The organism is Bacillus alkalicellulosilyticus (assembly GCF_002019795.1).
GTDB classification, from domain to species: domain Bacteria; phylum Bacillota; class Bacilli; order Bacillales; family Bacillaceae_F; genus Bacillus_AO; species Bacillus_AO alkalicellulosilyticum.
Genome location: NZ_KV917382.1, coordinates 190,552 through 202,398, shown reverse-complemented (window position 1 = coordinate 202,398; position 11,847 = coordinate 190,552). Strand labels below are relative to the sequence as shown.

13 protein-coding genes are annotated in these 11,847 nt (G+C 35.3%); 1 reads left to right on the top strand and 12 read right to left on the bottom strand.

The genetic code is table 11. The features are described from left to right. Nucleotides 1–103 precede the first annotated feature (103 nt). The 12 genes from BK585_RS24260 to BK585_RS23555 form a co-directional block, all read right to left on the bottom strand. Nucleotides 104–253 (bottom strand): hypothetical protein, encoded by a 150-nt coding sequence (locus tag BK585_RS24260; RefSeq protein WP_170885717.1) that lies wholly within the window; start codon nucleotides 251–253, stop codon nucleotides 104–106. A gap of 20 nt (nucleotides 254–273) precedes the next feature. Further along, a complete protein-coding gene (locus BK585_RS24255) occupies nucleotides 274–420 on the bottom strand; it encodes a hypothetical protein (protein WP_170885730.1) in 147 nt (48 codons plus the stop codon). Nucleotides 421–438: 18 nt separating this feature from the next. Next, complete coding sequence (locus BK585_RS24250) at nucleotides 439–582, bottom strand: hypothetical protein (RefSeq protein WP_170885729.1); 144 nt, start codon at nucleotides 580–582, stop codon at nucleotides 439–441. Nucleotides 583–589: 7 nt separating this feature from the next. Continuing rightward, a complete protein-coding gene (locus BK585_RS23595; RefSeq protein ID WP_078557291.1) occupies nucleotides 590–1,495 on the bottom strand; it encodes a hypothetical protein in 906 nt (301 codons plus the stop codon). A gap of 13 nt (nucleotides 1,496–1,508) precedes the next feature. After that, nucleotides 1,509–2,489 (bottom strand): hypothetical protein, encoded by a 981-nt coding sequence (locus BK585_RS23590; RefSeq protein WP_078557290.1) that lies wholly within the window; start codon nucleotides 2,487–2,489, stop codon nucleotides 1,509–1,511. Beyond that, complete coding sequence (locus BK585_RS23585) at nucleotides 2,482–4,005, bottom strand: ATPase, T2SS/T4P/T4SS family (RefSeq protein WP_078557289.1); 1,524 nt, start codon at nucleotides 4,003–4,005, stop codon at nucleotides 2,482–2,484. Before BK585_RS23585 ends, BK585_RS23590 begins: the two co-directional genes overlap by 8 nt. Nucleotides 4,006–4,007: 2 nt before the next feature. Beyond that, nucleotides 4,008–5,192, bottom strand: a complete 1,185-nt coding sequence (locus BK585_RS23580; protein WP_078557288.1) for a P-loop NTPase family protein — start codon at nucleotides 5,190–5,192, stop codon at nucleotides 4,008–4,010. 30 nt (nucleotides 5,193–5,222) lie between these two features. Further along, nucleotides 5,223–5,948 carry a hypothetical protein gene (locus tag BK585_RS23575; protein ID WP_078557287.1) on the bottom strand — a complete coding sequence of 242 codons (726 nt, stop codon included), beginning with the start codon at nucleotides 5,946–5,948 and terminating at the stop codon, nucleotides 5,223–5,225. 10 nt (nucleotides 5,949–5,958) lie between these two features. After that, entirely contained in the window at nucleotides 5,959–7,527 is a 1,569-nt protein-coding gene (locus tag BK585_RS23570; protein ID WP_078557286.1) for a hypothetical protein, read from the bottom strand. 266 nt (nucleotides 7,528–7,793) lie between these two features. Next, a complete protein-coding gene (locus BK585_RS23565) occupies nucleotides 7,794–8,420 on the bottom strand; it encodes an HD-GYP domain-containing protein (protein ID WP_078557285.1) in 627 nt (208 codons plus the stop codon). 14 nt (nucleotides 8,421–8,434) lie between these two features. Then, a complete protein-coding gene (locus BK585_RS23560; RefSeq protein WP_078557284.1) occupies nucleotides 8,435–9,409 on the bottom strand; it encodes a hypothetical protein in 975 nt (324 codons plus the stop codon). Next, nucleotides 9,406–10,308: a S1 RNA-binding domain-containing protein gene (locus tag BK585_RS23555; protein WP_078557283.1), complete on the bottom strand. Its 903-nt coding sequence runs from the start codon at nucleotides 10,306–10,308 to the stop codon at nucleotides 9,406–9,408. The genes BK585_RS23560 and BK585_RS23555 overlap by 4 nt, the downstream gene beginning before the upstream one ends. Before the next feature lie 348 nt (nucleotides 10,309–10,656). Here BK585_RS23555 and tnpB point away from each other — a divergent pair, with 348 nt between their 5' ends. Next, nucleotides 10,657–11,829: an IS200/IS605 family element RNA-guided endonuclease TnpB gene (gene tnpB / locus BK585_RS23550; RefSeq protein ID WP_078557282.1), complete on the top strand. Its 1,173-nt coding sequence runs from the start codon at nucleotides 10,657–10,659 to the stop codon at nucleotides 11,827–11,829. The last annotated feature ends 18 nt before the right edge of the window (nucleotides 11,830–11,847 follow it).

The window sequence follows — 11,847 nt, the reverse complement described above, 5'->3', positions numbered from 1 at the left end:
TGATTCCAATTTTTAAGAAAGTGCTTAATGATTGATTCATATTGAATAAAACCCTCCAATTTAACTTTTTATGAGACCGTGGAACGAAAAAACCAACTAAAACTTAAGGTAAATCATTCTGAACACCAGTGATCTGTGTATTATAGAATGTCGTCTCACCCGTAATTAAAGTGAACCCAACACCAAAAAGTAAGATTCCAATAGCAACCGCAGTAATTCCAATTTTTAAAAATGTACTTAATGATTGATTCATAGTTTTTCAACCTCCTTTTCTTAATTTAATTGGTGTACTTGTTGCAATGTATCTTCATGCTGTATATTTTTATTAAATAGGACCTGGTAAACAGTTCCTATTAACAAACTACTTAGGATAATAGCGGTAATTGCAAGTAACATGAAAGTTGATAGTGATTTATTCATTGGATGGAAAACCTCACATTATTCAGCTGAAATGTATTCTGCAATGTCATCTGATATATCACCCATCAATGCATATAGAGAACCAAATATTAATGTTCCGATAGTAAGGGCTACGATGGCCATTTTCATAAATGTTGCTAATGACGTATTAACTTCAATCACCCCCTAGTTAGAATCGATTTGCGTTCATGATAATAGTTACCATAACAACAACGATTAATAAAAAATTTAACACGATGATAAAGTGAGTTGTTTTTATGGGAATGGAAGCTAAATCAGTAGTAACTTTACGTCTTCTTCTATAATTTTCTATTTGAGAACGAATAAACATGTTATTCATTCCTGTAAGGGACTCCATTGCAGTTTCTCTATCAACAGAATCAAGGGTTTTAATAACACTTACTAAGGATTTTATTTCTTTTGTCCCAATTTCCTTTGCAAAGCGGTCCAATGCCACTTCTGGACCTTCATCATTATTCCAAGTTGTAAGTAATTTTGTTAGAGGACCACTTATGACATGAAAGTAAGGCTTTATATTTAACATGATGTTATAAGAGTTAATACGATTTACTTTCATCATTTCTAATTCATTTATTAAAAGGTCATAGAACATAAAAACCTCAGCATTTTTCTTTGCATCCTTGAAATCAATTACTCTTTTCATGATGTAAGTAAACAGTGAGTACGGGAAACTTGGTAAGAATAGTAACATTGCTGCTACGATAAAGAGACCTACCCAAACGTTGAGGGTGCCATATATAAACAATGGAAACAAAATATAATTAACAACTAATAACACAAAAACCGTCAAAAATATAACATGGTACCGAAAAGCATTTAAACCAATTGGATATCCAGCTTTCTTTAAAATATCTTCGGTTGAAGATTGAGTGGCGCTCATCACTAGCTTTTCTTTTTGTTGTTCAAGTGACCTCTTGATTCGCAATCTATTTTGTACCCGTTCTGTTTGTGATGTAAGTCCTTGATAAACTAATAATCCGGATACAATCCCTAAAGCAATTGAAATAATGTAGATAATATAATGAAGTATCTTAAAAAAGAATACTTGTTCCATAATGCTCTCCTTGCTAAATGTCATTTTTAGGCCGTTTTAAAATCATTGAAATAAAAACGGAGAAAATCACGCCGATTACGCAAAAAATAAATAAGGTAAGTGTTAAATCATTCCCAAATTGAAGAGAAAACCAATCTTGGGCAGCTGAAACATAATACCCAACAATTATTGAAAATATAAAAATGGGAACTGTTAAATATCCATTCATAACAGCATCAATAGTATTAGATTTTTCTTGCTCTAGCATTTCCTCTGTGTCTTCAATTTGACGAGTGAGTGTCAATAGTGTTGATAGTACATTTTCGTTATACAAATAAGATTTAATAATAATGTTACCTAGTCGTTTGGCCCAACTAGTACCAGTTGCGTAAACAAATACACTAATGCTCATCTTAAGTTCTTCCTCATTCTTTGAAACTTGTAGATCGGAAATAAGCTTAAGTAACAATTGTCTTAACTCTTTACTTTCTATCGTTTTTTGCGTTTCAACTAATGCGTGGTACATGTCATGATGATTTGCATTGTAATGTTGAGTTAAATTCTGAATGAAAGCTAAAAATTCACCCCCCATAACAAACCGTAACTTACGCAATTTAATTTGAAGAAGCATATATGGAATAATGGCAATAAGAGCTCCAAGTAAAAAGGCTAAAAAGAAATCAAAGAACTTGATAAAAATCGTGATAAACGTAAATCCGAATAGAAATAAGGTAATAACTATATAAGAAAATACGTTTTGGTCAGTATTTTCTTTACTAGTCGTTTTAATGAGAAGATAGATATGCTTTAAAGCGGGATTCTTAAATGAATAAGACGTACCCATTTTAATTGCTCTCATCTTTCTCAAACGATTCCTATAGTTCCAGTGGTGAATTCTTTCTTTTATGGGAGCCTCAATAATATTTTTTATTGTATATAAACTACTAAGTGCAAGTAATCCATATAGGATAAAGAAAACACCATTCATCCAAAACCAATGTAGTAAACTATTCATTGACATCTTCCTCTAATATTTTAATTAGTAGATTATCTGCAATTTTGTCATAGTCACTCATTGGGGACTCCTGTTCACGTTGCCTTAACAGTCTGACAAGTGTTTTAGTCTCTTCAAGATTTTCTTCAGCCATTAAATGTAACAAAGTCTTTGATAGGTTCGCTGAGTAATAATAGGTTTTTGTTATGGGACTATATCGAATTAAGTCTTGAGTACCATAAGTTTTGTTTTCTTCATCCCACAATACTTCAGTTACTCCTATTACACGTTTTTTACGTCTATCTCTGTCAGCACTCATGGTAATAATAATGTCGATGTTTCTTGCTACACGTTCTAGTTCGTTTTCATAGTTCCGATTTGGAAACTCATCTAGAATATGACGAGTAATTTGCGGCGCCACATGTTCCACAGTAGTTAAATGATACGTAGAAACTGCACCACGCTCTCCCCTTTCACATGCTTGCAGGTAGCCTTCTGTTTCTAAAGACCGAATTTCACCAACGACGATAAAATCATGCTCCATACGCAGTAACCTTGGAACAGCCTTGTGTAAATCTCCTTCTTTTGCTTGAATTTCAAAACATAGTCTATCTTTCATTTGTTCACTAAGTTGCAATTCAAAGTGTTTTTCCATAACAGCCATAACATAACTGGGGTCTCTTTCTCGTAACATCGATTTCATAAATGTTGATTTTGCCGACCTTACTCGTCCAGCAAAAATGATATTACACATCGTTCTGGAAAGTGCTTGAAAGATTGGTATATCAACATCCCGAATCGTTTTTAATCTAGCCTGTTCATATAAGGTGATATCTTTCACGATAAATCTTCTAAACATGATATAGTTATCTCTTGCTCTTGGTTTTTGAATCATTGTGATTCTACTTCCGTCTTCTCTTTCAATCTCTAATTCAGGATTTTGTTCATTTATAACGGCATCTTTTGTTCTTTTCACAAACGCTCGTTTTACTCGTTCAACAACGTCTTTATTCTCAAACTCTTCTTCCTGTTTAACGAACTTCCCCTTAATATCCATCCAAAGTTCTGTACCTCTGATAACCGCTGCTTCACTGTTAGGGTACTTGTCCCATTTATGAAGAACGCTAACTCCCCATACTTCATGGAAAATGGCTTCTCCTAAACTGTCATAAAAGGTGGGATAGTCGGTAGAAGTTATGTTTTGATTTCGAAGAACTTCAGTAATCTTTGATATGATATATGCCATAGCTTGTTCATCACCGATAACGGCTCTATATACAAGGTTTAACCACTGGTCCCCTGCTTTCCCTGACGAACTCTGACTATCTTCAATATCTACATTCTTATCGAGAACTTCTCGGACCGTTTTACAAATATGTGTGAAGGATTTTTTTCGTTCAAAAGTAGTAACCGTATTTTGTTCAAGTCCATTTTCAGCAATAGTCTCCGAAAGCCATTTTGAAGGGTCAAAGGGTTCCTCTTTAAGTCCGAGTTGAGATTCGATATCTTCAATGGCTTTATCTAATACAGCGGACATCGTTACTCAACTCCTTCTTTAGTAAATAGGGATTTAAAGAAACTCTTGGTTTTAGTATTTTCATTGAAAGATGGTGCCTTCTCTTTCAACCTAGCTTCCGTAATAATTAGATTTGCAACAAGGTCAATGTTTTTCTTGTAATACCCATCAGCCATATCATATAGTAGGTTTTTTTGATGTATGGACACAGCACCAAGAACATCAACATCAGGAATTGTAGTAACTCTCGACATTTCTAATTCGAGTTCTAAGTCTTTTTCACCAATAAGAGACATATTCGGTTGGAACCGATTAATGATTAACATAAAATCAGAACGTTTCCCTCCCGATGGTTCAATGAGTTGTTGAAAAACGTGAGGGAAATAGCCTCTATACCCTTTTTCATCTTGTGTGGTAACGACAAACCGGAGACTACTAGATACATAGGCTTGAGTTGCTATGGCTGTATCGAAATGTGTTCCACCATCTATCAGAATCACATCAAACATTTCTTTTGCTACTTCAAGTAAATGATTAATTTCATCTGTTTTAAAAAAACGCTGTAATTTTATATCCCGATTCCCCGCTAAGTGATAAAAATTCTTATATTGATAAACGGATTCGCCAAGTTTGGAAGGGGTCAGACTTTTTGTTTTAAGGTCAACTTTAATGTCATTTAAATGTTTACCTTTGTACTGATAAAAATAATCAGCTGGGTCCCAGGCATTTAAACTGAGGACGAGTACCTTCTCATTAACCCTTTCAGCTATAGATTTTGCTATACTAAAAACCGTTGTACTAACACCTGAACCACCATGAGTTCCAAAAAAACTAACAATTTGGTGGGTACCGTACCCGTTTTGTTTCCCAATGACAGTCAATACGTCACTAACAGCTTGTTCCACCGTATAATACGCATTTATTGGTGTGATTTTATGAGCGGAACATATACGTTCTATATTACGTGTGATGACGTCACTAGGAATTTGGTGAAGTTTATAAAATACTTTTGAAGTAGGAAACGCATCCCTTATTTCCGATAGATTGTCATTAGGGAATATTTGTCCATCAACCAACAATATTTCAATTTCGTTAGGATTTAGGTTGTTATTTTTCAAACTATCAAATAGTAAAGCGACATCAACAAAATCATTTTTTTGAAACAACTCTTTATATGCGCTTTTATTACTTAAAACACCGATTATCATGTAATCCCTCTTCTTTCTCTTACGACAGAATTAGTTGTATGTAATGTAAAGTTTCATCTCGTTTCCGATAACAGCATCCATTAAACGCTGGAAGTCCTCTTCGTTTAAAATAAGTTCTAAGTCCGAAATATTGCCTGTCGCATTCAGTCTTTCATCTTCACTTGTCCTTACTTCATCTGCGCTAGTAACTTCTTTATTCCCTGAATCTTTCACATAAACGACTCTTACTGAAGTTAAGATGGGTTGGCCGAGTACACCTAGTTTTACATCCTCTTCTTTTATAGACGAAGCTTTGTTTTCTGACTTGTTTTGTTCTTCTAGCCGAGCGCTACTTATGGTGTAAATGTCAATATGGTCTTTCCTCCTAAGAGAGCCTGGCATGGCATAAATCATGTCACTGATAATAGGACGAATCGATTCTCCCTCACTCTCATCTGGAACAAGGTTATCAAAGTCCACCATTTTTCTTGAAATCATGCTATTACTAACAAGTAGTTGAGCTGCATCATAACCCAAAATATCTCTGATATCCGATGCAAGAACGACCTCAGAGATTAAGTCCTGTCTTCTCCGGCGTTCAATGGACAAGTTTGATTCAGTAATCGCTTCAGTGGGAAGGATTTCGCTCCCTGCTTTAACAACGACGACCTCTACACTATCAATTTTATTTTTTATAAAGAAGTCATAAATAGGGATAAATGTTATCACTAGTAGTGAGGTGAATACACCTAAGAAAATCTTTGTTCGTGGTTTCATGGTCTTCCTCCTAAGTTTTACGTATGTTTACTTTTTTGCTAAATAAGCCTGAGAATAAGCCACCTTTTTGTTTTTTAAGATATTCAGGAGGCAGTAAGTCTTTTATGATTGGTAACAGAGAATCATAAATCATTGGGTTTGGTTTTTTTAAATCATTTAAGAATGAAGCACTGTGATGACTTGTAAAGACATCAACTGATGAAAAATGGGGAATACAAGTTGTAATGGTTTCTTTGTATAAATCCGCAAGCAATTCATTCTCTAATAACTCATTGTCAAACCGATTACCAATTAAAGAACTCTTTTGATGACTTAGCACTTCTCTAAAAAAGGAAGTGTGTATATTATCAGGGTCTTCCAGGTACTGAATGTTACTTATATCAGGTTCAACAATAAAGTATGCATGAGTAGCAATGTCGTAAAGGTCTCGGTATATTTCTTGGTGCCAGTCTGTTCCAACATCCACTATCGTTACTATTGATTGCTGAGCAAGTAATATCTTTATATAGACATCAAAAGGGATTTCATTAAGATCATAAATGGGTTCATTGTCAGGGTGTTTAACAATGAGATTTACATCAGAATAAGTCCAATCAAAAGTACTTTTTAACTTAGGGTCAATTTCTTTTGTAAATTGATAAAACTTGCTTCGGTAATTTGGAATGTCATTATGTCCCCCAAAACGGTCGTATGAATAAGCGGTAGAATATGGACTTTCAATATATGTCACAGTCACGCCTATCTTCGCTAATTCTCTGGCCAACAAATGGGATACGAAAGTACTTCCGCTCCTTGGAAAGGGACTACCCACTAAAACTAATTTTTTCTCAAGTGGAACTCCAACTACCCTTTCAACTTGATTAGTAATTTCAATATGATAATCTCTCTTGATGACTTGCTTATTAACGATATTTACTTTCTTCTCTACAACTTTTTTTATAATTGGTCTTGGTTTTTTTTCAGGCTTTTCCTTTTTCTCTTTTGGTGGAGTTTGTTCACTAGTTTGAGTGCTTGACTCTTTTTTCGGTGCCTTTTGTTTTGCATCTTCTAATGAAACTACTTCTTTTTCTTCCTGTGTATCTTGAGGAATCTCTCTTTCATTTTCTTCAAGACGTTCAATACTACTTACTGAAGAAAGGTTACCTGTTGTAGTTAATTTAGAAACTCTTGAAAATCTTGGTTTATCTTTAAGCTGGTCAATCATTTGAGTCATATCTATAGCATTACTGTAAAAAATGTCCAATACGTGATTATGAACAAGGCTTGCTAAAAAGGGGTCTCCTTTTTCTCTTTCGCAAAGGAATACTACACGAACCGCATCGTCATACTGTTCACGTATGGTTTGTATAAAGGATATCCATTCCTGTTCTTTTTCGGCTTTTGAACTTAAGTCACTTGCGAGATAATAATCATGCAGTATTAAAATATCGGGTTTTTCTAAATCTAATATTTCGTAAAGATAGCGGCGGTGCATGACTTCTTGCTCGGAGACTTCAAATGAATCAAGGTGCATATCAAAACGCCTGCGGAGTATTTTACTATAATCGCCACTCCCTATCGCCAATAAGACTTTTTTCATTTCTGCCTTTCACTCCTTGAAACACAAAAAGAACCCGAAAAAATCACGATTAAGAATATTACTAATAGAGTAGTAACATCTCATGATTTTTTCGGGTCCTTCCCGGAATATTGATATGTTCCTAGTGCTAACTATTGAATAGTTGGCACTAGGAATCTTTCTCAAAAGTTATAAAACTTTAAGAAAGGATGGTAAACATATAGTATCATTAATCATTTTAAGCGTCAACTATTTGGAAAAAGTTGTATAGACAATCTCCTAACTCTCTAATACCGTAAGATTGTTTTAGATTCTTCTTTTGATTCCTCAAGTAGCTTCATCATTTTTATAAAGTTATCAACAACTTCCGGGTCATACCATTTCCCGCTTAAGCTTCTAAGTTCTTCTAATGCGACTTCTGGAGGAAACGCATTTTGATAACTACGATTGTTCGTCATCGCGTCATAACTATCCACTACTCGCAACATCTTAGCGTACATGGGAATATTACTACCCGATATACCATGAGGGTAACCAGAACCATCTTCATTTTCGTGGTGGTACAGGACTGAATCCAAGAAAACTTCGTCTGTATGGTAATGCTTCAGTATTTCTCTTCCAAAAATGGTATGCATGAAAATCTTTTGTTTTTCAAAGTGTTGAAGAGCGTCTGTTTTATTTAAGATAGACGTTGGAATGATGATTTTTCCAACGTCATGTTTGGCACCAAGTTCATACAACAAATGTATGGTGGTATCACTGTAACTAAGGTACTTTGCAAATTTGTGTAGCAACTCAGCAACTCGTAATGAATGTTGAAAGGTGTACAAATCATGATTCCACAACTCTTCTAGGGGTTTAAATGAGATAGGAGTAGTAGTTGGTTGGATTGTTTTATCATTTGTATAATTCATTCGTCTTTCCCTCGCTATGATTCGTTGTTTTGATCAAGAAAATCACCCTTCATCCGAATTAATTTATCCTCTGATGGTCTATAAAAAGCAGACGTTATACCTTTTTCTAACATATCTTCTTCTACACAAACCCATAAATTGAACGGATAAGTATCCAACAACAACTCAGAGTGTATTTTCTGTGCAACTGAGAGAGTGGAGACAAACAAAATGATGACGGTAGGATTGTTGTTTTGAAAGTCCGTCACTGGTAAGTATCCGTACTTTTCATATACCTTTCGCCAACTGAACAATTTGTCTTTTAAAAATCCAACAAAGTCTTGACTCATTTGTGCTCTTTCAATAAAGAAGTTAAGTTTTCCTCTTGGAGATTCTATTTCTGCAACTCCTAAAGGTTTTTTAATTCGTTTATCAGAACCAATCAAGGCATTCCATTTCCACTTTCTAGCGACCTTGCCCTCAATCAAACGACATCGAAGTTCGTTGACCGCTACATAGCGTTGGATAGCTCCAACCCCTAATGTGTCCCAGCGATTAGGGTCCATAAAGAAGTCTTTATTATAATAATGTTTTAATAACTTAAATCCAGCTATTCCTAATACAAAGGGAGCGGGTGGTTTAACTTCATCATTTTCATCTGATTTGATACGAACTTTCCATCTTTCTACGAGACCATATCTTCTAAACTTTTCAAGCCGTTTTGATACTTCAGACCGCGACATTTTCCCCGCTAAGTAACGACGAAGTTGATCTTCATTGCAGCAAACAGCATCACCTAATACTTTAAGAACAAGAATATCGTCATCGTCAATCTTTCTGCGTAGATAAAGAGATAACACTGATTCAATTGTGACATATGGATAATAATTTTGTGGTAGCTTTTTATAACCGACTAGGAGAGGGTGATCCCAAATTGGGACCTCTCCTTTTTTTGTGTAGTAGTACGGATACTCTAGTACATCATCGGTAGTGACTTCTACTTTACTCATTGTTCAAATAGAAACGAACCTAAGTCTTTTCTCTTTTGCTTTCCACGTGGATACCCAATAATGACAACTTTACAGTGACGCTTCTCTTTATCAATGGTTCTTACTTTACAACTCACTATATCACCAACAACTGGTTCTTCTAGTGACCGTGGTTTCATCCCTTTAACTTCGAGTCCAACATCCAATTGAATGAAGATGCCGTGAATAGGATGAACCTCACTTACCTTTCCAGCAACTGCTTCCATATCTTTTAGTTGATCGAGTATATCAAAAGGGTCTTCGGTAGCATCCTTTCGACTAACTTGTACCAATTTGCGTTCAGCATCAATACGCAATACTTTTACACTTACCTTTGTACCACGTTCAATCTGGGAAGAAATATCACGGATACGACCATGATCCCAGTCGTATTTCAACATAAAGCAGTCTACACCATTAATACGAACAAAGATACGTTCCGATTCAGGATTAAAACCTGAGATAACACCTTCATATACTTTGTCTTGGAGTTCTCCTTTTTTGTCTAAATAATTTAGCTCGTCCCAAAAGAATTCATTCTTCTGAGCATCGGCATTTTTAACACTTACTATAGCTATACGATTATCAAGGTCAATTTGTTCAATTGTGAATTCTTGGATGGTTCCTACAAAACCAGTTAATGAACGAAACTCCCTTGCAGAAAATTCGTGAGCGGGGCAGTATGCTTTAATGCCGCCTTCTAGCATGAAAATGGCTACTTCAACTTCTTTCGTTTCCATTCTTCCGTTAATTTCTACAGGCATTTTTCGGATTGCGACAGAACGAACAACACCTTTTGTGATTTCGTTGTTTCGTTTAATTGATGCTAACGTCTCAAGTTCCGTTTGATTTTTCCAAGATTGATCTAATACTTCTGCCATGAATAACCCTCCTACAACAAAATATTTACTTGCTTTTTAAAAGAGTAAAGACAAAAACGCCCCAAAAATGCACAATAGACCATAACTGGTACTACTGCGATTTTTGGGGCGTCCCAATAAATATATAATTTTTACTTTACTCAAATGTTATTTAAAATCATACAATAGATTTATAGAATTGACAAGTTTACAAATAAAACTTTTATCATTACACATAAGACGACCTCTTCAAGGATTGTTTGTTTATATTTTAGCAATAAGGAAGATATGAATGGTGGTTGCCAGTATCCAAAACGTTCATTAAATGGTATAATAAGAACGTACGTTCCTAATAAGTGAGGTTTTTCTATGTTAGTAAAAAAGTCTTTTAAGTTTCGTATCTTTCCTAATCCAAGACAAATCGAACTAATTAATAAAACGATTGGTTGTTCCAGGTTCGTGTTCAATTTTTTCCTCAGTAAACAAAAGGAAAAAGAAGCTTATTGGTATATCGTTGAAAATATGACGCAAAACGGCCAACTTCCGTCAAACAATTGGAAAAGTGAGTTTTTCAATAAATATGACTCTATTAAAGCCGTTCGCCAGTTAAAAGAACATTATGCATTTTTAAAAGAAGTAGATAGCATCTCCCTTCAAAAGTCCGTTGAGAACTTAGCAGATTCGTACCAACGTTACTACAAGAAGCAAAATAATGCACCTAAATTTAAAAGTAAAAAGAACAAGGTACACACCTATACCACGAAGCAAACCAACGGAAATATCGCTGTTCACGAAAAATACATCAAGCTCCCCAAACTTGGTCTTGTTCGGTTTGCCAAAAGTCGTGAAGTAGAAGGAAGAATTATCAATGCCACTATCCGACGTAAACCAAGTGGAAGGTACTTTGTAGCTATCGTAACTGAAACAGAGGTCATGCCTTTACCAAAGACAAACTCTAGTACCGGCGTTGATTTAGGCCTAAAAGACTTCGCAATTCTTGCAGATGGAACCAAATACAAAAACAACCGTTATTATAAGGAGTTAGAGCAAAAATTAGTAAAGGCTCAACAGGTACTTTCAAGACGAGTGTTCGGCTCTAGCAACTGGAATAAACAACGAATTAAAGTAGCTCGCATTCATGAGAAAATTGAAAACAAACGTACAGATTTCTTGCATAAGACCTCTTCCGATATCATCAAAAACCACGATGTTATAGGGATTGAGAATTTACAAGTATCGAACTTAATGAAAAATAAGAAAACAGCTCAAGCCATTGCTGATGTATCTTGGCATCAGTTCAAAGTCATGCTAAAATACAAGGCTGAATGGTACGGTAAAGCAGTAGTGGAAGTAAGTAAAACCTTTCCTAGCTCTCAACTATGCTCGAGTTGTGGTTATAAAAACAAAGACGTTAAAGACCCAGGTTTGCGTGAGTGGACTTGCAAGTGCGGAGCCCACCACCAAAGAGACCGTAATGCAGGATTAAATCTTAAAAATGAAGCGATAAGACTTCTAACCGTCGGTGCGACGGGGATAGCCTAACTCATAACTAGCGATTAC

Excerpts from the sequence above, each read along its gene's own strand:
- BK585_RS23595 (WP_078557291.1), bottom strand. The coding sequence starts at position 1,495 with ATGGAACAAGTATTCTTTTTTAAGATACTTCATTATATTATCTACATT.
- BK585_RS24260 (WP_170885717.1), bottom strand. The coding sequence starts at position 253 with ATGAATCAATCATTAAGTACATTTTTAAAAATTGGAATTACTGCGGTT.
- tnpB (WP_078557282.1), top strand. The coding sequence starts at position 10,657 with ATGTTAGTAAAAAAGTCTTTTAAGTTTCGTATCTTTCCTAATCCAAGA.
- BK585_RS23585 (WP_078557289.1), bottom strand. The coding sequence starts at position 4,005 with ATGTCCGCTGTATTAGATAAAGCCATTGAAGATATCGAATCTCAACTC.
- BK585_RS23575 (WP_078557287.1), bottom strand. The coding sequence starts at position 5,948 with ATGAAACCACGAACAAAGATTTTCTTAGGTGTATTCACCTCACTACTA.
- BK585_RS24255 (WP_170885730.1), bottom strand. The coding sequence starts at position 420 with ATGAATAAATCACTATCAACTTTCATGTTACTTGCAATTACCGCTATT.
- BK585_RS23580 (WP_078557288.1), bottom strand. The coding sequence starts at position 5,192 with ATGATAATCGGTGTTTTAAGTAATAAAAGCGCATATAAAGAGTTGTTT.
- BK585_RS23590 (WP_078557290.1), bottom strand. The coding sequence starts at position 2,489 with ATGAATAGTTTACTACATTGGTTTTGGATGAATGGTGTTTTCTTTATC.
- BK585_RS23560 (WP_078557284.1), bottom strand. The coding sequence starts at position 9,409 with ATGAGTAAAGTAGAAGTCACTACCGATGATGTACTAGAGTATCCGTAC.
- BK585_RS23555 (WP_078557283.1), bottom strand. The coding sequence starts at position 10,308 with ATGGCAGAAGTATTAGATCAATCTTGGAAAAATCAAACGGAACTTGAG.
- BK585_RS23565 (WP_078557285.1), bottom strand. The coding sequence starts at position 8,420 with ATGAATTATACAAATGATAAAACAATCCAACCAACTACTACTCCTATC.
- BK585_RS23570 (WP_078557286.1), bottom strand. The coding sequence starts at position 7,527 with ATGAAAAAAGTCTTATTGGCGATAGGGAGTGGCGATTATAGTAAAATA.